Source organism: Streptomyces boninensis, from assembly GCF_048572725.1.
GTDB classification, from domain to species: Bacteria; Actinomycetota; Actinomycetes; order Streptomycetales; family Streptomycetaceae; genus Streptomyces; species Streptomyces boninensis.
This window is the reverse complement of sequence record NZ_CP183837.1, coordinates 3,982,718-4,003,039: the sequence shown is the minus strand read 5'-3', so window position 1 is coordinate 4,003,039 and position 20,322 is coordinate 3,982,718. Positions and strand designations below refer to the sequence as shown.

Annotated in this window: 17 protein-coding genes; 10 read left to right on the top strand and 7 right to left on the bottom strand. The window is 71.3% G+C overall.

What is annotated here, in order from left to right:
• Position 1: 1 nt before the first annotated feature.
• Positions 2-3,697: a nitrate reductase subunit alpha gene (locus tag ACNNMR_RS18105; protein ID WP_419995661.1), complete on the bottom strand. Its 3,696-nt coding sequence runs from the start codon at positions 3,695-3,697 to the stop codon at positions 2-4.
• 154 nt (positions 3,698-3,851) lie between these two features.
• Between ACNNMR_RS18105 and ACNNMR_RS18100 the strand changes: the two genes are divergently transcribed.
• The 3 genes from ACNNMR_RS18100 to ACNNMR_RS18090 are packed head-to-tail and all read left to right on the top strand — an operon-like array spanning position 3,852 to position 5,827.
• A complete protein-coding gene (locus tag ACNNMR_RS18100) occupies positions 3,852-4,169 on the top strand; it encodes a DUF1801 domain-containing protein (protein WP_419995660.1) in 318 nt (105 codons plus the stop codon).
• Positions 4,170-4,220: 51 nt separating this feature from the next.
• Entirely contained in the window at positions 4,221-4,925 is a 705-nt protein-coding gene (locus ACNNMR_RS18095) for a TetR/AcrR family transcriptional regulator (RefSeq protein ID WP_419995659.1), read from the top strand.
• Complete coding sequence (locus ACNNMR_RS18090) at positions 4,922-5,827, top strand: alpha/beta hydrolase (protein ID WP_419995658.1); 906 nt, start codon at positions 4,922-4,924, stop codon at positions 5,825-5,827. Before ACNNMR_RS18095 ends, ACNNMR_RS18090 begins: the two co-directional genes overlap by 4 nt.
• 55 nt (positions 5,828-5,882) lie before the next feature.
• On the opposite strand, the gene ACNNMR_RS18085 is transcribed toward ACNNMR_RS18090, so the two are convergent.
• Both ACNNMR_RS18085 and ACNNMR_RS18080 read right to left on the bottom strand, forming a co-directional pair.
• Entirely contained in the window at positions 5,883-6,611 is a 729-nt protein-coding gene (locus ACNNMR_RS18085; protein WP_419995657.1) for a hypothetical protein, read from the bottom strand.
• An 82-nt stretch (positions 6,612-6,693) separates the two neighbouring features.
• Positions 6,694-7,236, bottom strand: a complete 543-nt coding sequence (locus ACNNMR_RS18080) for an NADAR family protein (protein WP_419995656.1) — start codon at positions 7,234-7,236, stop codon at positions 6,694-6,696.
• 604 nt (positions 7,237-7,840) lie between these two features.
• Between ACNNMR_RS18080 and ACNNMR_RS18075 the strand changes: the two genes are divergently transcribed.
• The 3 genes from ACNNMR_RS18075 to ACNNMR_RS18065 all read left to right on the top strand — a co-directional run bounded on the left by ACNNMR_RS18075 (position 7,841) and on the right by ACNNMR_RS18065 (position 10,694).
• A complete protein-coding gene (locus ACNNMR_RS18075) occupies positions 7,841-8,194 on the top strand; it encodes a YciI family protein (RefSeq protein WP_419995655.1) in 354 nt (117 codons plus the stop codon).
• Positions 8,195-8,261: 67 nt separating this feature from the next.
• On the top strand, positions 8,262-9,542 hold the full coding sequence (locus ACNNMR_RS18070) for an RNA polymerase sigma factor (protein WP_419995654.1): 1,281 nt from the start codon (positions 8,262-8,264) through the stop codon (positions 9,540-9,542).
• Between the two features lie 141 nt (positions 9,543-9,683).
• Positions 9,684-10,694, top strand: a complete 1,011-nt coding sequence (locus tag ACNNMR_RS18065; RefSeq protein ID WP_419995653.1) for a DUF6528 family protein — start codon at positions 9,684-9,686, stop codon at positions 10,692-10,694.
• A 10-nt stretch (positions 10,695-10,704) separates the two neighbouring features.
• Here the strand turns inward: ACNNMR_RS18065 and ACNNMR_RS18060 are convergent, their stop codons facing one another.
• The gene (locus ACNNMR_RS18060) at positions 10,705-11,214 is read right to left on the bottom strand and encodes a carboxymuconolactone decarboxylase family protein (protein ID WP_419995652.1); all 510 of its coding nucleotides are present in this window, start codon (positions 11,212-11,214) and stop codon (positions 10,705-10,707) included.
• 23 nt (positions 11,215-11,237) lie between these two features.
• On the opposite strand from ACNNMR_RS18060, the gene ACNNMR_RS18055 reads away from it, so the two are divergent.
• Positions 11,238-11,747: a MarR family winged helix-turn-helix transcriptional regulator gene (locus tag ACNNMR_RS18055; RefSeq protein WP_419995651.1), complete on the top strand. Its 510-nt coding sequence runs from the start codon at positions 11,238-11,240 to the stop codon at positions 11,745-11,747.
• Positions 11,748-11,777: 30 nt separating this feature from the next.
• Here ACNNMR_RS18055 and ACNNMR_RS18050 read toward each other — a convergent pair whose 3' ends face one another.
• Positions 11,778-12,539: a MerR family transcriptional regulator gene (locus tag ACNNMR_RS18050; RefSeq protein WP_419995650.1), complete on the bottom strand. Its 762-nt coding sequence runs from the start codon at positions 12,537-12,539 to the stop codon at positions 11,778-11,780.
• A 168-nt stretch (positions 12,540-12,707) separates the two neighbouring features.
• On the opposite strand from ACNNMR_RS18050, the gene ACNNMR_RS18045 reads away from it, so the two are divergent.
• The 3 genes from ACNNMR_RS18045 to ACNNMR_RS18035 are packed head-to-tail and all read left to right on the top strand — an operon-like array spanning position 12,708 to position 16,056.
• Positions 12,708-14,243 carry a flavin-containing monooxygenase gene (locus tag ACNNMR_RS18045; protein ID WP_419995649.1) on the top strand — a complete coding sequence of 512 codons (1,536 nt, stop codon included), beginning with the start codon at positions 12,708-12,710 and terminating at the stop codon, positions 14,241-14,243.
• The gene (locus ACNNMR_RS18040; protein ID WP_419995648.1) at positions 14,240-15,181 is read left to right on the top strand and encodes an alpha/beta fold hydrolase; all 942 of its coding nucleotides are present in this window, start codon (positions 14,240-14,242) and stop codon (positions 15,179-15,181) included. Before ACNNMR_RS18045 ends, ACNNMR_RS18040 begins: the two co-directional genes overlap by 4 nt.
• Entirely contained in the window at positions 15,178-16,056 is an 879-nt protein-coding gene (locus ACNNMR_RS18035; protein WP_419995647.1) for an SDR family oxidoreductase, read from the top strand. Before ACNNMR_RS18040 ends, ACNNMR_RS18035 begins: the two co-directional genes overlap by 4 nt.
• 226 nt (positions 16,057-16,282) lie before the next feature.
• Here ACNNMR_RS18035 and ACNNMR_RS18030 read toward each other — a convergent pair whose 3' ends face one another.
• Together ACNNMR_RS18030 and ACNNMR_RS18025 are read right to left on the bottom strand one after the other, a co-directional pair.
• A complete protein-coding gene (locus tag ACNNMR_RS18030; protein WP_419995646.1) occupies positions 16,283-16,684 on the bottom strand; it encodes a hypothetical protein in 402 nt (133 codons plus the stop codon).
• A gap of 98 nt (positions 16,685-16,782) precedes the next feature.
• On the bottom strand, positions 16,783-20,196 hold the full coding sequence (locus ACNNMR_RS18025) for a S41 family peptidase (RefSeq protein ID WP_419995645.1): 3,414 nt from the start codon (positions 20,194-20,196) through the stop codon (positions 16,783-16,785).
• Between the last annotated feature and the right edge of the window lie 126 nt (positions 20,197-20,322).

Below are 20,322 nucleotides of genomic sequence, written 5' to 3'. Positions count from 1 at the left end.
GTCAGTAGGTCACCTCCTGCGAGCGGCGGCGGATGACGGTGACCTCGTCGCGTTGATTGCCCGTCGGCCCGAGGTAGTTGAAGGCCCAGGAGAACTGGGCGTACCCGCCGATGAGATGCGAGGGCTTGAGGATGAGTCTGGTCAGGGAGTTGTGGATGCCGCCGCGTCTGCCGGTGGCCTCGGTCTTGGGCACGTTCACCGTCCGCTCCTGGGCGTGGTGCATGTAGACGGTCCCCGCGGGCATCCGGTGCGAGACGACGGCGCGGGCGACGACGACGCCGTTGCGGTTCATCGCCTCGATCCAGTCGTTGTCGCGGACGCCGATGGCGTCGGCGTCCTGCGGGGACATCCAGATCAACTGGCCGCCGCGGGAGAGGGACAGCATGAAGAGGTTGTCCTGGTACTCGGAGTGGATGGACCACTTGTTGTGCGGGGTGAGATAGCGGACCGTCACCTCCGCCTGGCCGTCGGGGCCGAGCCGTGGCTCACCGAAGAGGCGGTTCATGTCGAGGGGCGGCCGGTACGTGACCATCGCCTCGCCCAGCTCGTGCATCCAGTCGTGGTCGACGAAGAACTGCTGCCGGCCGGTGAGGGTGTGCCAGGGCTTGAGGTGCTCGGTGTTGAGGGTGAAGGCCGTATAGCGGCGGCCCCCCGCCTCGCTGCCGGACCACTCCGGGGAGGTGATGACCGGGACGGGAGCCGCCTGGGTGTCCGCGTACGTGATCCGCTTGCCCTCGTGCTCGGCGGCGAGGTGCGCCATTTCCTGGCCGGTGCGCTGCTCCAGGGTGTGGAAGCCCTGGGTGGCGAGGCGGCCGTTGGTGGTGCCGGCGAGGGCGAGGATCGTATTGCAGGCCTTGACGGCGGTGTCGAGGAGCGGGCGGCCCGCGGCAGGGCCGTCGCGCATGACGCCGTTCTGCTGCTTGAGGTAGTCGACCTCCTCGTCCGGCCGGAGCGCGATGCCCTTCACCGGGAGGCCGAGCTGCTCGGCGAGCGGGCCGAGGGCGGCCATCTTGTCGCCGACCGCGGTGTAGTCGCGCTCGACGACGGCGATGTTCGGGAAGGTCTTGCCGGGCACCGGCTCGCACTCGCCCCGCTTCCAGTCCGGGGCGACGCCGCCGGGCAGCGCCAGCTCGCCCGGGGTGTCGTGCTGCAGCGCGGTGGCGACCAGGTCCTGGCGGGTGTCGAGGTGCCCGTGGGCGAGCTCGCTGAGCTTCTGCGCGATGGCGTGGAAGGTGGCGAAGTCGCTGCGGGCCTGCCAGGGCGGGTCGATGGCCGGGGTGAAGCTGTGCACGTACGGGTGCATGTCGGTGGTCGAGAGGTCGGCCTTCTCGTACCAGGTGGCGGCCGGGAGGGTGACGTCGGCGAGGAGGGTCGTGGACGTCATCCGGAAGTCCATGGTGAGGAGCAGGTCGAGCTTGCCCTGGGGTGCCTCCTCGTGCCAGGTCACGTCGCGTGGGCGGACGTCGGGCGGGGCCTCGTTGGCGCGGACGGCGTCGTGGGTGCCGAGGAGGTGCTTCTGGAAGTACTCGACGCCCTTCGCGGAGGAGCCGAGGAGGTTGGCGCGCCAGACGGTGAGGACGCGCGGCCAGTTCTCCGGCGCGTCCGGGTCCTCGCAGGCGAAGCCGAGGGTGCCGTCCTTGGCCTGCTGCGCGATGTACGCCCCGGGGTCCTGGCCGGAGGCGAGGGCCTCGTCGGCGAGGTCGAGGGAGTTGCGGTTGAAGGTCGGGTACGACGGCATCCAGCCGGAACGGGCCGAGTGGGCCAGGCAGTCGGCGCCGGTCATGCCTTCGAAGCGGCCCTCGCCGAGCGGCGAGGCGAGGACGTCGGCGGAGAACTGGTCGTACCGCCACTGGTCGGTGTTGAGGAACCAGAACGCGGTCCCGATCATCTGCCGCGGCGGCCGCTGCCAGTCGATGGCACCGGCGTACGTGGCCCAGCCGGTGACGGGGCGGCACTTCTCCTGGCCGACGTAGTGCGCCCAGCCGCCGCCGTTACGGCCCTGGCAGCCGGTGAGCTGGAGCAGGGCGAAGAAGGCGCGGTAGATCATCTCGGAGTGGAACCAGTGGTTGGTCCCGGCGCCCATGAGGATCATGCAGCGGCCCTGCGACTGCTCGGCGGTCTTGGCGAACTCCCGCCCGATCTTGACGGCCTGCGCGGCCGGTACCGAGGTATGCACCTCCTGCCAGGCGGGCGTGCCCGGCTGCTCGGCGTCGTCGTAGCCGGTGGGCCAGGTGCCGGGGAGCCCGTAACGCTCCACCCCGTACTGCGCGAGGAGGAGGTCGAAGACGGTGGTGACCAGCCGGCTTGAGCCCGGCAGCCGCTTGGCCGGTACGCCCCGGCGCAGCACCTCGCCGCGGCCCTGCCCGTGCTCGCCGCCCTCGGTGTCGAAGCGGGGCAGCAGGACTTCGGCGGCCTCGGAGCCCTCGGTGGCGTAGAGGGTGAGGCGGGGGCTGATGTCCTCCAGGTCGAGGTTCCACTGGCCCTTGCCGCTGTCGGTCCAGCGGAAGCCGATGGAGCCGTTGGGGACGGCCGGGTCGCCGCTCTCGTCGTCGGCGACGACGGTCTTCCACTCGGCGCCCTCGGTGGTGTCGCCGAGGTCGGCGGCGCGGACGAACTTCCCCGGTACGTACGCCCCGTCCTTCTCGGTGAGCGTGACGAGGAAGGGCAGGTCTGTGTAGCGGCGGACATAGTCCTCGAAGAAGGGGACCTGCCGGTCGACGAAGCACTCCTTGAGCACCACGTGCCCCATGGCGATGGCGAGCGCGGCATCGGTGCCCGGGTGGGGGTGCAGCCACTCGTCGGCGAACTTCGCGTTGTCCGCGTAGTCGGGCGCTACGACGATGACCTTCTGGCCGCGATAGCGCGCCTCGGCCATCCAGTGCGCGTCGGGGGTGCGGGTGACGGGGACGTTGGAGCCCCACATGATCAGGTACGCGGCGTCCCACCAGTCGCCGGACTCGGGCACGTCGGTCTGGTCGCCGAAGACCTGTGGGGAGGCGACCGGGAGGTCGGCGTACCAGTCGTAGAAGGAGAGCATCGGCGCGCCGATGAGCCCCATGAAGCGGGCGCCGACGCCGTGCGAGACCTGCGACATGGCGGGGATGGGGGAGAAGCCGGCGGCGCGGTCGGGGCCGTACTTCTTGATGGTGTGGACATGCGCGGCGGCGACGATCTCGACGGCCTCGTCCCAGGAGGCCCTGACGAGGCCGCCCTTGCCGCGGGCCTGCTGATAGCGGCGGCGGCGCTCGGGGTCGGCCTGGATGTCGGCCCAGGCTTCGACGGGGTCGCGGAGGCGCTGCTTGGCCTCCCGGTACATCTCCAGGAGCACGCCGCGGACGTACGGGTAACGGACCCGGGTCGGGGAGTACGTGTACCAGGAGAAGGCGGCGCCGCGGGGGCAGCCGCGGGGCTCGTACTCGGGGCGGTCGGGGCCCACGGACGGATAACTGGTGTCCTGGGCCTCCCAGGTGATGATCCCGTCCTTGACGTAGACCTTCCACCGGCACGATCCGGTGCAGTTCACGCCGTGCGTGGACGGGACGACCTTGTCGTGGCTCCACCGGTCCCGGTAGAAGACGTCGCCGTCGCGTCCGCCCTCCTTGTAGATGGTGCGGTGGTCGGGGGAGACGGCGCCGCGGGCGAAGTACCTGCCGGTGCGGTGCAGCAGTCCGCTGCCCGCGGTGTCGGGTCCTGGCACGTCAGCTCCTCGTGGCAGACAGGGGTGGCGGCGCCACTGTGCAGGCGGCCCGGCCGAGCGGCCTCCCTCGAACGTAGGCACGCCCAGAGCCCCCCGCTTCCTGGAGACCCCCGTACGAGTTGCCCCACACCCGCACCGGCGCCAAGCTCGTCGCATGAGAGAGGACGTGGCGCGGGCGTACGAGCGGCTGCTGCGGCTCTTCCCCGATGCCGTGGTGACGGAGGACGGCGACCACATCGGCTTCGGGACGGACGCCGGCTACAAGGGCCTGGTCTTCACCCTGATCCCGGCGAAGGAACACGTGACCCTCGGCATCGCGGGCGGCGCGTCCCTGCCGGACCCGGCGGGCCTGCTGGAGGGCACGGGCAAGGTCCACCGCCACGTAAAGCTGCGTGGGACGGCGGATCTGGAGCAGCCGGAGCTGACAGCGCTGCTGAAGGCGGCGCTGGAGCGGGCCGGGCGCGCCTCCTAGCGACGCGGGCATTGATCGACAGGTGCCGCTGGATGTTTTACGATACGGGGCGTGGCGTATCTAAACGAGAAGGGGCGGCCCGCGGCGGCGCGGGGCCGTCCGCGGGATGCCGGGCTGGAGCGGCGGATCACGGCCGCCGTGCTGGACCTCCTCGCCGAGGCCGGCTACGAGGGTGTGACCTTCGAGGCGGTGGCCCGCCGCTGCCAGACGTCGAAGGCGAGCCTGTACCGGCGGTGGTCGGCCAAGCGGGACATGGTGATCGCCGCGGTAAAGGCCGGCCCGGCGCAGCACGGCGCGGCGACGCCGGTCGACACCGGCAGCCTGCGGGAAGATCTGCTCACCCTGTGCCGCCGCCTCGATCGCACCATGCGCGCCGCCGACAGCCGCACCGCGATGCTCCTCCTCCAGGCGGGCCTGGAGGACCCCGAGCTGTGCGACGCCATCGAAGGCTCCATAGGCCCCACGGGTGCCCGGCTCCCACAGCAGGTCATCGAGGCGGCCGTCGCGCGCGGGGAGCTGCCGGAGGGGGCGGACCCCTTTCCGTACGAGGAAGTCGTCGGAGCCGCGCTGCTCCTCCGCCGGGTCAACGCCCTCGCGGTCGACGAGGACTACCTGGCGGCGCTGGTGGACTCCGTGGTGCTGCCCGCGATGAAGGCCTCGGCCGATCGCCCGGTCGCACTGCCGGCCGGCATCTTCTCCGGCCACCCCGCCGTAGCCGCGGGCGCATCCACCCCCGACCCGAGGGAGAACGCGTGACCACCCACCTGACCATCGACGGCTTCGACTACCGCACCCTCCCCGGGGCCGACGGCGTTGGGATCAACGTCGCCGTCGGCGGCCACGGACCGGCGATAGTGCTGCTCCACGGCTTCCCGCAGACGCACTACATGTGGCGGCACGTCGCCGCGAAGCTCGCCGGCGACCACACGGTGATCGTCCCGGACCTGCGCGGATACGGCGCCAGCGACAAGCCGGCGGCCGACGATCCCGCCACGTACTCCAAGCGCACGATGGCGGGCGACATCGTGGCCGTCGCCGCCGCGCTCGGCTTCGACCGCTTCGGGCTCATCGGCCACGACCGTGGCGCCCTGGTCGCCGTCCGCGCCGGCCTGGACCACCCCGCCGCCGTGGACTATCTGGGCATCCTCGACGTCCTGCCCACCCTCGACACCTGGGCCGTCCTGCAGGGCGTCAACGCGAAGGTGGCCTGGCACCTGTACCTCATGGCCCAGCCCGCGGGCCTGCCGGAGAAGATGATCGCCGCCGTCGCCCCGGAGTTCTTCGGCTCCTTCCTCGACGCGTGGGATCCGGCCGGCGCCACCTTCACCCGCCAGGAGCGCGACCACTACGTCGACAGCTCGATCGCGGCGATCGACTCGATCGTGGCCGACTACCGCGCCACGGCGAGCATCGACCTGGAAATGGACCAGGCCGACCGCGACCGCGGCGCCCAACTGACGATGCCCGTAGGTGTCATCTCCCAGGACTGGGGCTCCCAGCTGGGCTTCGACGCCGCATCGCTGTGGCGCGCGTGGGCCCCGGACCTGTCGTACCAGCCGACCACGTCAGGCCACTTCATGGCCGAGGAAAACCCGGACGAGATCACGGCCTTCATCACCGGACTCAGCCACCGCGAGCACGGACGTGCCGTCTTGTGACAGCGAAGGGTGGCCTCATAGGAGGCCACCCCCATGCGCTGCCTGCCGTCGAGCGTCAGACGGTGGACAGTTCGAACGCCACCGGTACCCGGTGTGCGTTGTCGCCGGCGCCGACGCACACCGTTACTTCGGTGATCTCGGGGTCGAGCGCCACGGTCCTGTCGATGTCCTCGACGGTCTCGAAGTGGGCGTACCAGGGCCCCTCGTAGTTGTTGGTGTTGTCGGTGACGTTGATGCTCCAGGTTGTCCGGCCGGTGGAGGTGCCGGTCAGCCGGACGGTGGTGCCGGGCCCGACGCGGGTCCGGTCACCGCATGCCTGCGCGGCCGACAGCTTCGCTGTGTGCTGCCCGATGTCGGTCACTGTGCGCGGGCTGGACGAGGTGAGGTTCATCCGGTAGTTGGCGACGAGGCTCAGGGGTACGGGCTTGACGACCCAGTCGAGGGTGAGGCAGGCCCGGTAGACGAAGGTGCCGGTCTCCGTCACCGTCTTGTCGATCGGCACCTCGCCCGGGGTGCGCGAACCGGCTTTGGCTCGCAGGACCACGGCCTCCGGACCCGTTGGACTGGTGGCCTTGCGTACGGTCCATTCGCCGGTGCTGTCGTCGAGGACGCCGGTCAGCCGGACGCCATTGTCCGACTGCACCCAGTCGGTGCACACGGTGTCGCCGACCTTGATGCCCTGCCCGGCGCCGTCGTTGACGGCGGCCGCCGGGTTGACCGCGATGGTCATGATGAGCGCCGCGGCTGCAGCTGCGACGACCATTACCCGTTTCACAGCGTTCATGGGTGCTCCGTTCTGAAGCTGTCGCTGTTCGGGGCCCGCCGCACAGGCATGCCACGGCGGGGCTAGTTGTAGTTTCAACCAGCTATACGGAGCGTTGGGAGCACTCGTTCAGGCGCAGGCGGGTGCGTACGTCCATCAGCGCGAAGCCGAGCAGATTGAGGCCGCGCCAGGTCTTCGGGTCCTGCGCCCGCTCGTCGTCGGCCGCGAGTCCGATCCCCCATACCCGGTCCATGGGGCTGGCCTCGACCAGCACCCGGTCTCCGGTGCGGAGCAGCACGTCGCGCAGCTCGTCGTGCTGCCCGAACTTCGCCTCATTGCCGCGGACGACGAGCTCGTACCGATGCGCGGCCCACGCCTCCTCATCGAACCGGCGCACAGTGCGCCCCAGCTTCTTCGCCTCCGCCGGGTGCCCCGCCGCGACGATCGCGGCCGCGGCCTCCGCGTCCCCGAAGAGCCGCGCCTTGCCCGCCATCATGAAGTGCTCGGCGGTCGCGTACTCGACCCCGTCCACGGTGAACGGCGCCGGCCACCACTGGCTGAAGCAGCCCTTCCCCACGCTGCCGTCGCGCTCGGCCCTGTGCCCCCAGAAGAAGAGAAACTTCACCGCATTCGAATTCGTCACCATGACGAGAAGTCAACGCCGCCCACCCCCGCCAGAGCAAGCCCTTTTCTCCACAGGCCCGGCAGCGCGGATCGCTAGGCTGCGAAGAATTGTCCAAGCCATGTCAAGTGGGGAGGAACGTAGTGCGGCGCACCCGAGCGACCCTCCTGGCCGCGGCACCCACCCTGGCCGGTCCGCGGGCAGCGGGGCGATCGAAGGCACGGTCCGTGACACCGTGAAAGACGGGGCGAGCGGTGTGGTGAAGGCCCATGTCAGGACCGTTGAGTTCCGAGGGGAGCGGTGCCAGCCCCCGCCCCCGAGAGACCCCATCATCTGCACGCCTGTCTACGAGCCCGTAGTGCGCGAGGTGATCATCGCCAAGGTGTCCTCCGGAGTCGGGACCAGCGCGCGCATCCAGCGCTGGGAGTGTGCAGGACCGATTTCAGTGCTGACCTCCAGAGGCAGCGCTCCGCCCCGGGCTGAACTCGCGCCGATCGCGAACCCGCGCCGGTCATGGAAAAAATCTTCGCCGTCGTGTCGAATCCCGGCAGGCCCGTTCGACGCCTGGGGTGAGAGAGCGGTCCCCGGAAGACGGGATCGCTGCGCACTGCCGTGAGGAGACACGACCATGCCGCGCTTTCTGACCATGATCAAGCTTGATGAGCAGGAGTTCACCGGACCGCCCAGCGACGACATCATCGCCGAGATGACGAAGCTGCTCGACGAGATGCGGCAGTCGGGGGTGCTGCTGGACGACAGCGGGCTGAAGTCGACCGCCGAGTCGCAGCGGGTGCACCTGTCCGGCGGGAAGACGACCACCACGGACGGGCCTTTCACCGAGACCAAGGAGATGGTCGGCGGCTATCTGATGCTGCAGGCCAAGGACCGCGAGGAGGCCGTCGAGTGGGCTCGGCGCTTCCTCCTGGTGCACGGGGATCAGTGGAACATCACCTGTGAGGTGCGGGAGCTGGTGGCGGGCTAGCCAAGGGCCGGCCGGCACAGCCCGCCGCGTCAGGTTTGCCGTCGCGGCGCCCGTCCTGCTCTGATGGGTGACCGTGACGGCAGCCCCCGACGAAGGTGACGACGCTCGCGGCGCCGTGGCCGCCGTGTGGCGGATCGAGTCCGCGCGGCTGATCGCCGGGCTGACCCGGCTCGTACGCGATGTCGGCACCGCGGAGGAGCTGGCGCAGGACGCCCTCGTCGCGGCGCTGGAGCAGTGGCCGCGGGACGGAGTGCCCGACAACCCCGGCGCCTGGCTGATGGCCACCGCCAAGCGGCGCGGCATCGATCTGATCCGGCGCCGGGAGATGTACGCCCGCAAGCTCTCCGAGGTCGGCGAGGACCTGCGGCGGCGCCAGGACGGCGGCCGCGACGACTTCGACGCCGTCGACGAGGACCGGATCGAGGACGACGTCCTGCGGCTGGTCTTCACCGCCTGCCACCCGGTGCTGGCCACCGAGGCGCGGGTGGCGCTGACGCTGCGGATGATCGGCGGGCTGCGGACGGACGAGATCGCCCGCGCGTTCCTGGTGGCCGAGCCGACCGTGGCGCAGCGGATCGTACGGGCGAAGAAGGCGCTGGCCGCGGCGCAGGTCCCCTTCGAGGTGCCGCAGGGCGCGGAGCGGGCCGAGCGGCTCGCGTCGGTGCTGGAGGTCATCTACCTCGTCTTCAACGAGGGTTACTCCGCCACCGCCGGCGACGACTGGATGCGGCCCGCGCTGTGCGAGGACGCGCTGCGGCTCGCCCGGCTGCTGCAGGGCCTGATGCCGGACGAGCCGGAGGTGCACGGCCTCGCTGCGCTGCTGGAGATCCAGGCCTCGCGGTCGGCGGCGCGGACCGGCCCGGACGGGGAGCCGGTGCTGCTCGCCGACCAGAACCGGTCGCGCTGGGACCAGGTGCTGATCCGCCGCGGGATCGCCGCGCTGGCCCTCGCCGGGAAGACGGCGCAGGGACCCGCGGGCCCGTACGTCCTCCAGGCCGCGATCGCCGTCTGCCACACCCGGGCGCGGCGGGCCGAGGACACCGACTGGGGGGAGATCGCGGCGCTGTACGGGCAGTTGGTACGGGTCGCGCCCTCGCCCGTGGTGGAGCTGAACCGGGCGGTGGCGGTGTCGATGGCACAGGGCCCGGAGGCGGGGCTGGCGATCGTCGATGCGATCGCGAACGAGCCCGCGATACAGGGCTACCACCTGCTCCCGAGCGTCCGCGGCGACCTGCTCGCGAAGCTGGGGCGGGGTGCGGCGGCCCGCGCGGAGTTCGAGCGCGCGGCGACGCTGACGCGCAATCAGCGGGAGCGGGAGCTGCTGCTGCGCAGGGCGGAAGAGGCCTAGGCCGGCCCAGCAAGTGCCGTGACTCCGCGGCGACTTCGAGGTGTCGCGCGGGCGAATCTCTCGCGCGTCCTCTTCCCCGCCGGGCACCCGCATGCCACGCTTCCGCTCGGTCGCAAGCGGTTACCCAGGAGGGGGCGGAACATGGCAGCAGCAGGTACCGGCAGACCCACCCGGCGCGGGGTGCTCACCGGGGCGCTCGGCGCCGCGGGCGCCATCGCACTCGCCGCACCACAGGCGCGGGCGGCCGCCTCAGGCGGCCGCCGGCTCCCGCACATCCTCGTCGGCGATCAAGCGACCCGCAGCCTCCTGCTCCTCGACTCCGCCAAGAAGACCTGGGACCTCGCCGCCGACCCGGCGGCCGCGCTCTGGCGCTACACCCCGGACGGCGACCCGCAGTTCGCCGATCTGCAGTACGCGGACGGGTGGCGGTACGTCAGCGAGGTGAAGGTCCGGCGGCACGGCCGGAAGACCTACGTCCTCGCCACCGCCTCCTTCGGGCTCTGCTTCGCCGTCGAGTACCCGACAGGGAAGCGCTACTGGGGCGCGGGCCTCGGCCTCGGCGACGACCTCCTCAACCCGCACAGCATCGAGCTGCTGCCGAACGGCAACATCGCCGTCGCCGGCTCCACGGGCGGCCTGGTCCGTATCTACGCCGCCTCGCAGGGCCCGGCCAACACCACCTACGCCGAGGCCAAGCTGCCCACCGCGCACGGCGTCGTGTGGGACGAGCGCCGCGACGTGCTGTGGGCGATCGGGCACGACGACCTCGTCGCGTACCGGATCGGTGGGACCCGGGCCGCGCCCACGATCAAGCAGGTGTTCTCGACGCCGCTGCCCGGGCCCGACGGACACGACCTCTTCCCGGTGGCCGGGCGCCCCGACCGGATGTGGGTGACGGTCAACGGCGACATCTTCCAGTACTCCAAGCGCCGCAAGGCCTTCCTGCAGGACTTCCCGTGGGCGGCGGGCTGGCCCCGTAACAAGGTCAAGGCGGCCGGCGTGCACCCGGACTCCGGCACCATCGTCACCACCCAGCCGGAGCCGAATCTGGGCGAGACGTGGTGGACGGAGCGGGTGCGGCTGCATCCGGAGGGGGAGCCGTATCACCTCGTGGGCGGCGGCATTTACAAGGCGCGGCTCTGGCAGCCGTAGCGCAGGACCGTCAGGTGGCGCGGATCAGGCGGTTGGCGAAGGTCGACATCGTGTACGCGCCGATGCCCAGCACGACCTCCAGGGCGTTGCGCTCGGTGTAGCCGTGCGCGAGCAGCGCCTTGATGTCGTCGTCGGGCACGGCGCCCGCGGTGTCCAGGGCGGTGAGAGTGAACGCCTGGATGGCGGCGAGCCGCTCGTCGGGTACCGCCTGTTCGTCCCGCAGGGCGGCTATCAGCTCCGCGTCGGCGCCGTGCTTGCGGAGGGTGGCGGTGTGGATGCTGATGCAGATGTGGCATTCGTTGCGGGTGGCGACCGTCATGATGACGGTCTCTCTGGACAGCGGGTCCAGGGTGCAGTTCTCGAAGGCGCCGCTCAAGGACAGGAAGCCGCCCAGGAGTTCGGGCGAGGTGGCCATCCGCGCCACCGCGTCCGGCACCTTGCCGCCCCACTTGGCGGCGACGGCCTGCATGGTGGGCCGGGCTGCCTCGGGGGCGGTTTCCACGGTGTGTGCGTCGAACACTTACGCCTCCTAGAATGGTCAACATGGTTGACGATGAGGAGAAGGTAAACCAGGTTGTCGATTCTGGCAACAGGCCGGGCTACGAGCTGCCGCTGCTGCTGTTCGCCGGCTTCCGTACGCTCATCGACGCCGTGCACGCCGAGCTCGCCGAGCAGGGACACCCGCATGCCCGCCCGGCCCACGGCTTCGCCCTGCAGGCGATCGGCCTCGACGGCAGCTCCGCCAGCGACATCGCCCGCCGAATGGGCATCTCCAAGCAGGCGGCGGGCAAGACCGTCGACCGCCTGATCGCCCTCGGTTACGCGGAACGCGCCGCCGATGCCGCCGACGCGCGGCGCAAGCTGGTGCGGCTGGCGCCGCATGGACGCGACATGCTGGCTCGGTCGGCCGCGATCTTCGAGCGGTTGCGGGCGGAGTGGGTTGCCACCCTGGGGGAGGGCCGGGTGTGCGCGCTCGAGGATGACCTGCGTGCCGTCGCCGCGCCAGGAGCCTTCCGGCTCGACGCGGCGGGTTGGATCGGGGGGATGGGGTGAGCGGCTGGGGCGGAGCCCCGGGAATCCCGCTCAGCTGGAGGACTGCGGCGAAGTCTCCCGCTGCCACTCCTCCAATTCCGTCCGCACCCGCCGGTCCATCGCCATCGTGACCTCGGCCTCCAGCACCTGCTTCGCCATCGGCCGCAGCCGCTCGATCGTGTCCGTGATCCGGGCGACCTGCTCGGGCGTGAGGTCGGCGGGGGAGTCCAGGACATCCGCGAGGAGATGCTTGCGTACGAGCCCGGTGAACAGCTCCGCCAGCGCGTCCGCGTGCTCGCGCACCTCGCGCCCCGCCGCCAGCACCACCGCGAGCGGGATGCCCTTCTTCACCAGCTCGCCCGACACGTCCAGCAGCCGCTGGCTGACGTGCACGAACTCCTCGCCCTCGACGGCGACATAGCCGATGTCGAGCGCGTCGGCGAGGTTCTCCGCGCTGACCTCCTCCGCCCCGCCGCCGAAGCGCACCGCCAGCTCCTCGGGTGTGAGCCGTACCGGAGTCTCCTCCGACCACGGCTTGACCAGGGTGCTCAGCCCCAGCAGCTCGGCCGCGCCGCGCACGTCCCGCCCCGACTCGAAGGCGGCGATCAACTCCGCGATGCCGCCCAGCGTGTGGCCGCGCTCGACCAGCGCGGAGACCGTACGGACCCGGGCCAGGTGGTCGTCGTTGTACCAGGCGATCCGCCCCTCGCGGCGCGGCGGCTGCAGCAGCCCGCGCTCGCGGTAGAAGCGGAGGGTGCGGGCGCGCACGCCAGAGGCTTCGGCTAGCTCGTCGAGCCGGTATTCACGTCCCATGCGGCGCCGGACCCCCTTCTAGGTGCGGGCTACAGCGTACGTGCGTGCGGGCCGTAGATGCTCTTGCTGACTTTTTGTCGCACAGCCCCTACCCATGAGTACGGTCCTGCCCTACTCTCCTCATCGTGCCAGTAAACACTGGCAAGGTTATCGACCGGGAGGCGACACATGGCCGATGTCGAGCTCAGGCGCGAACATTTCCGGGTAGCGGTCGTCGGAGCGGGCTTCGGCGGTCTCGGCGCCGCGGTGCGGCTCCGGCGCGAGGGGATCACCGATTTCGTCGTACTGGAGAAGTCCGGCGGTCTCGGCGGCACTTGGCGCGCGAACAGCTACCCGGGCTGCGCCTGCGACGTCCCCTCGCACCTCTACTCCTTCTCCTTCGCGCTGAACCCGGAGTGGCCGCGGTCCTTCTCGGGCCAGCAGCACATCTGGGACTACCTCGAGGGCGTCGCCGACACCTTCGGCCTGCGCCCGCACCTGCGCTTCGACACCGAGGTCCTGAACAGCCACTGGGACGAGGCCGAGCTGCGCTGGGTGCTGGAGACGAACCACGGCGAGATCACCGCCGATGTGATCGTCGGCGCCACCGGGCCGCTGTCCGAGCCGCAGATCCCCGACATCCCGGGGCTGGACGGCTTCAAGGGCCGGATCTTCCACTCCTCGCGGTGGGACCATGACTACGACCTGCGCGGCAAGCGCGTCGCCGTCGTCGGCACCGGCGCCTCGGCGATCCAGATCGTGCCGTCCATCCAGCCGAAGGTCGGCAAGCTGACCCTCTTCCAGCGCACCCCGCCGTGGGTGCTGCCGCGCATGGACCGCAAGATCAGCGGCGTGGAGCGATGGATCCACACCCGCGTCCCTGCCACCACCCGGCTGCGCCGGCAGATCCTGTGGGGGATAAGGGAGCTGCAGGTCGCCGCCTTCACCAAGCACCCGGGCGAGCTGAGCATGCTGCGCCGGATCGGCAAGGCGAACATCGCCCGCGGGGTCAAGGACCCGGAGCTGCGCCGCAAGCTCACCCCGAAGTACCAGCCGGGCTGCAAGCGCATCCTGCTCTCCAGCGACTACTACCCGGCGCTCGCCAAGGACAACGTCGACCTGGTCGACTCGGGCCTGAAGGAGATCCGCGGCAATACGGTCGTCGCCGCCGACGGCTCCGAGACCGAGGTGGACGCGATCATCTTCGGTACGGGCTTCCACGTCACCGACATGCCGTTCAAGGAGCGGGTCAAGGGCCGCAACGGCACCACCCTGGCGGAGGCCTGGACCGACGGCATGGAGGCGCTGCGCGGCTCCAGCGTGGCCGGCTTCCCGAACATGCTGCAGATCATCGGGCCCAACACCGGGCTCGGCAACAGCTCGATGATCCTGATCATCGAGGCGCAGATCCAGTATCTGATCGACTTCATGCGGCAGTTGAACGCGCTCGGCGAGGGCCGGGCGCTCGACGCCCGCCCCGAGGCGCAGGTCAAGTACAACGACAAGCTGCAGGAGCGGATGAAGCGCACCGTCTGGAAGACCGGCAGCTGCGACAGCTGGTACCTGGACGCGAACGGCAAGAACACCACCCTCTGGCCCGGCACCACCAGCGAGTTCCGCCGGGTCACCAGCCATGTGCGGCTGGAGGAGTACGAGGTGCTGCGGGCCGCGGCCCGTACCGCACCGGAGACCATCGGCGACGACGTAAGCGAGGTGCCGGCATGACCCGGCTGCTGAAGACCGGCCCGTACGCGCCGCCGGAGCCGCGCCGCCGGCTGACCACGAGCTCGCCCGACGGGGCCCGTATCAACATCGAGGTCCACGGCCCGCAGGACGCCCCGATCGTGGTGCTCGCGCACGGCTGGACCTGCTCAACGGCCTTCTGGGCGCCGGTGATACGAGACCTGGCCGCCGACCACCGGGTGATCGCGTACGACCAGCGCGGCCACGGCCGCTCCCCGGCCGCCAGCTCGCCCGGCGGCTACTCGACCACCGCCCTCGCCGACGACCTCGGCGCCGTCCTGGACGCGGCGCTCGACCCCGGCGAACGGGCGGTGATCGTCGGCCACTCCATGGGCGCGATGACCATCATCGCCGCCGCCAACCGCCCCTACCTGCGCGAACGAGCCACGGCGACGGTGCTCTGCTCCACCGGCGCCTCACGGCTCCGCCTGGAGTCGAAGGTCTTCCCGATCCGCGTCAAGGCGCTGCGCAAGCTCGCCCACCGGGTGATGCTGCAGACGAAGGCGCCGATGGGGCCGGTGACGCCGGTGGCGAAGCGGCTGCTGAAGTACGTGACGCTGGGCCCCGACGCGACGCCGGAGCAACTCGACGCCTGCGCCCGTATCGTGCACTCCTGTCCGCGCAGGCCGCGCGGCGAGTGGGGGCGGGTGCTCGCGGGCCTTGACCTGGACGCCGAGGTACGCAGGATGCCGGTGCCGACCGCCGTCATCCAGGGCACCTCCGACCGCCTCACCCCGGCCGTGCACGCCCGCCGGATCGAGGCGGCGCTGCCGCAGTCCGAGGGGCTCACCGAGCTGCCCCGGCGCGGCCACATGACGCCGATCGAGGCGACGGACGACGTCCTCGCCCTGATCCGGCGGATGGTCAAGGCACATGGGCCGGCCGGGCAGGCCGAGGAGCGGGCGGAGAAGACGGCATGAGCAACATCGAAGGCAAGGTCGCGGTCATCACGGGCGCGGCGCGCGGCGTCGGCGAACTGCTGGCCCGCAAGCTCGCCGCCCGCGGCGTGAAGCTGGCGCTGGTGGGCCTGGAGCCGGAGGAGCTGAAGCGGGTGGCCGGCGCCGTGGGCACCGAGGCCGACTGGTGGGAGGCGGACGTCACCGACCACGAGGCGATGGGCGTCGTGGCCCGCGAAGTGGTGGACCGCTTCGGCCGGGTGGACATCGTCGTCGCCAACGCGGGCGTCGCCACGGGCGGCCCCTTCGAGCAGTCCGACGCGGCCACCTTCGACCGCGTCATCCAGGTCAACCTGCTGGGATCGGTGGCCACAGCGCGCGCCTTCGTGCCCGCGCTGCTGGCGTCCCGCGGCTACCTGCTCCAGATCGCCTCGCTGGCCGCGATCACGCCGGCGCCGATGATGGCGGCGTACTGCGCGTCGAAGTCGGGCGTCGAGGCCTTCGCGCACTGTCTGCGCGGCGAGTTGGGCTACAAGGGCGTCAAGGTCGGGGTCGGCTACCTGAGCTGGACGGATACGGACATGGTCCGCGGCGCCGACGAGGACGAGGTCATGCGCGAGGGCCGCCGCTCGCTGCCGTGGCCGGCGAACAAGACGTATCCGCTGGGCCCGGCGGTCGACCGCCTGGTCGACGGCATCGAGCGCCGCTCGGCCCACGTGTACGGCCAGTGGTGGCTGCGCGGCATGCAGCCGGTCCGCTGGACCCTGCCGACGGTGATCGGCCTGGGCGCAGCAAGGGAGCTCCGCAAGCTGGGCCCGAAGCTGGCCGGCGCACCGTCGCGCGGGCTGGTGGGCGCGGGTGGCGCGGCGGACGAGAAGGGCCGGACCGCGCGGCGGTAGGGCACTAACTGCCGCTCGGGGGCAGGCGCCGCCCCTCCGGGAACAGGCGTCGCCCCTCCGGGAACAGGCGTCGCCCTTCCGGGGGCAGGCGTCCCGCTGGGCGGGACGGGTGGGCCCGGGACGTTTCCGGCGGCCGCCGACGCACCTGGCACCGCACGGTCGAGGGGCGGCACCCTATGTACGGGTACCGCCCCTCGTGGGGTGCGCAGTGTGCGATGCGCGGGATCTAGAAGTCGTCGGCCTCGTCGGGGGCCTGCCAGGCATCCTGGCCGGCCTCGCGCGAACGGTCGGCGGCGTCCTGGCCGGCGTCCTGGGCACGGTCCGCGGCCTGCTGGCCCGCGTCCTGAGCACGGTCCGCGGCGCCCTGACCGGCGTCCTGAGCACGGTCCGCGGCACCCTGACCGGCGTCCTGGGCACGATCCGCGGCGTTGCCCGCCGCGTCCTGCGCCCTGTTCGCGGCGTTACCCGCCGCGTCCTGCGCGCCATCCGCCGCGTCCTGCGCCTTGCCCATCGCGCCCTGTGCCGTGTCCTGGGCCTTGTCGCTAGCGCCCTCGGCGGCGTCCTTGGCCTTGTTCACGGCGTCCTCGGCCGCGTTCTTGGCCTTGTCCAGGAAATCTCCGATGCCCATGATCCAAATCACTTCCTAGCAAGTGAGACATTTGGGGCATTTCTCAGCGTTGCACGCCTGGCATAAATCCGCATGTCAGGCAAGTCTGAGACCCCTGATCAGGCGGCTTCCGCCAGCCCCGGACCCGTATCGGAGGCATCATCCGAGCCGCCCGCGCCCCGCGAGGGCAGCGGCGGCCGCCGCCGATCCGGCACCTCGCTGTAATCCGGCGGCACCGCAGCCGGCTGCTGCGCCAGCAGATCGAGCGCCGTCTGCACCGCGATATCCAGCTCCGACGGCCGCCCCTCCGCCCAGTCCAGCGGCGTCCGCTCGGCGTCGATATCCGGCTCGACACCCTCGTTCTCGACGCCCCACCCGTACTCGTCGAACCAAGCCGCATTCATCGGCACCGTGATCACAGTCCCGTCGCCCAGCCGGTGCCGCCCGGTCATCCCGACGACCCCGCCCCACGTCCGCAGCCCCACCACCGGCCCGAGATCAAGAATCTTGAACGCCGCAGTGATCATGTCCCCGTCCGACGACGTCCCCTCATCCGCGATCGCCACCAGCGGCCCCCGCGGAGCCACATTCGTGTACGGAATGGGCTGCGCGTTCCGCGTCAGGTCCCAGCCCATCAGCGACCGGGTCAGCTTCTCCAGCACCAGCTCGCTGATGTGGCCGCCCGCATTGCCGCGGACGTCGATGATGAGCGCCTCGCGGTTGGTCTCCATCCGCAGGTCGCGGTTGAACTGGGCCCACCCCGAGCCGACCATGTCCGGGATGTGCAGATAGCCGCAGCGCCCGTCGCTGAGCTGCCGCACCACCTGGCGGCGCAGCGCGACCCAGTCCTGGTAGCGCAGCGGCCGGTCGTCGACCAGCGGGATCACCGCGACGCGGCGCAGCGGCCGGTCGGGGGCCAGCTGGAAGGTGAGCTCCACGCTGGTGCCGCCCGCGGCCGCGAGCAGCGGGGCCGGGCCCGCCTTCGGGTCCACCTCGATCCCGTCGACGTGCGTCAGGACCGCGCCGTCCGGGATGCCCGTACCGGCAAGCGGGGAGCGGGCGCGGGAGTCCGAGGACTCGCCGGGCAGGATGCGGCCGACCACCCAGCCGCCGTCGCCGGTGCGGGCGAAGTTCACGCCGAGGTGGCCCATCGGGCGCTGGTAGTGCGGCGGGCCCTCGTTGCGGCGGGCCGCGGTGACGTACGCATGGGAGGTGCCCAGCTCGCCGAGCACCTCCCGAAGCAGGTCGGCGAAGTCGTCGGGGGCGGCGACCCGGTCGAGCAGCGGCCGGTACTGGTTGAGGACCGCGTCCCAGTCGATGCCGCACATCCCGGGCTCCCAGAAGTACGCCCGGATGATCCGCCCGGCCTCGTCGTACGCCTGCTCCCACTCCGCCACCGGATCCGCGGTATGCATGATCCGCCGCAGATCGATGTACGTGGTGGTGTCCGGCTCCGCGCCCTTGTTGGCCGGGACGACGCGCAGGCTGCCGCCGTCGTTGACGACGAGGCGGCTGCCGTCGCCGCTGACCGCGAACGACGTCACCAGCGAGGTCAGCTGGATGTGCTTGGCCTTGACCAGGTCGAAGTGCTCCAGCGTCGGGCTGCCCGAGGTGTCGTTGGGGTTGGCGAAGGTCTCGCCGAGGGCGCCGGAGATCGGCCAGCGCAGCCAGACCAGGCCGCCGCCCTCCACCGGCTTCAGCGAGGAGTACTTCGAGGCCGCCACCGGGAACGGCGTCACCCGGCTCTCGATCCCCTCCTCCTCCACATGCACGATCCCCTCGCCGTCGGCCGACCCGAACGACTCGAGCCCGCCCGCCGCCGGCCGCCCCTCCGGCGTCAGCGCGAACGGCGACAGCGTCGCCGACGACAGCGGCACCAGATACGGGCGGCAGCCCAGCGGGAAGGACAGGTCCCCGGTGTGCACGTCGTACACCGGGTCGAAGCCACGCCACGACAGGAACGCCAGATAGCGGCCGTCCCGCGTGAAGCACGGCTGCTCGTCCTCGAAGCGGCCGTGGGTGACATCCACGATGTGCCGGGTCGCCAGCTTCGCGATCTTGATCTGCCGCAGCGAGCGGCCGATGCCGGGATGCGCCCAGGTGATCCACTCCGAGTCGGGCGAGAAGGCGATGTCGCGCACCGGCCCATTCACCGACCTGACCAGCTCGACCAGGCCCTCCTGCGTCGCCGCCGGATCCTCCTCCAGCTCGGCCGCCTCCTCGACCACCTCCGCGAACTCGGCGGCCATCTCCGCCGACATCTGCGGCTGGTCCCGGTCGGGTACGTACACGATCAGCAGCCGCCCGTCATTCGAGGCGATCGCGATCTTCTTCCCGTCCGGCGACACCTCCAGCGCGTGTACGCGCCCGAGCTGCCCGGCCGCGAGCCGCAGCGGCTCCCTGACCTGGCCCGTACGCGGCAGGTCGGCGATCTCGATGGCGTCCTCGCCGCCGGCGTCGGTGATGTACGCGACCTGTCCGGTGGAGCCGAGCATCTCGGGGAGCCGGATCCGTACGCCCGGGGTGTCCGAGATGCGGCGGGCCGGGCCGTCGCGGTGGGTGAGCCAGTACAGGGCGCCGCGGACCACGACCGCGGAGGCGCGCCCCGTCGTGTCGCAGGCGAGCGCGTTGACATTGCTGGCGGCCGCGACCTGGTACGGCCGCCGCCCGGCGCGGGGGCCGCCGAGCCGGACCTCCAGCTTGCGCGGTTTGCCGCTCGCGGAGAAGTCCTCGGCCAGCCACAGGTCGCCGGCGCACTGGTAGATGACCCGGTGGCCGTCGGTGGCGGCGTGCCGGGCGTAGAAGTCGGCGTGATCGCTGTGCCGGCGCAGGCCGGAGCCGTCCGGCAGGCAGGAGTAGAGATTCCCGACGCCCTCGTGATCGGACAGGAAAGCGATCCGCCCGTTCACGAACATCACGCTGTCCAGGTGCCCGCCCAGGTCCTTCAGCAGCCGCTGCCCGTGCAGGTAGAGCCGCCCCGTGGCGCCGCCGCGGTAGCGCTTCCAGGCGGCGGGCTCGTGCGGCGCCTTGCCGGTGAGCAGCAGGGTTCTGCGCTCGCCGTCGATGTCGGCGACGGCGATGTCGTTGACCGGGCCCCACGGCAGCCGGCCGCCCGTGCAGCCATTGGTGGGCACCGCGTGCGCCCACGGATAGTTGGCGAGCGGCCGGTCGTGCGAGGAGGTCGCGAGGATCTTGCAGGCGCCGTGCTCGTCCGGCGGGGTCCAGCCGCGCACCTTGGCGTCCTGGCTGCCCCAGTACGTGAGCTGCCGCGCCTCGCCGCCCTCGACGTCCACCAGGTGGATCTCGCAGTCCAGCGTCCGCCACGTGGTGAACGCGATCTGCGAGCCGTCCGGGGAGAACCGCGGATGATCGACCCGGGTCCGGTCGACCGTGAGCCGCCAGGCCCGCTCCGGCTCGACGCCTGCGGGGGCGAGGGGGGCCACCCACAGGTCGTCCTCGGCCGCAAAGCAGATGCGGTCCTGGTGCAAGTGCGGAAAGCGGAGGTACGCGAGGTCCGTAGCAAAATCGGTCACACATCCCAGTTTTCGGGGCGGTGGATGCGCCAGCAACTGGAGGGATCCTTTATCCACTGGAAAGTGCAGTCGCGGTGCTGGCGCTATTGCATTCTCTTTGCAATAGGTGGCTACTCTGGGTGGGTT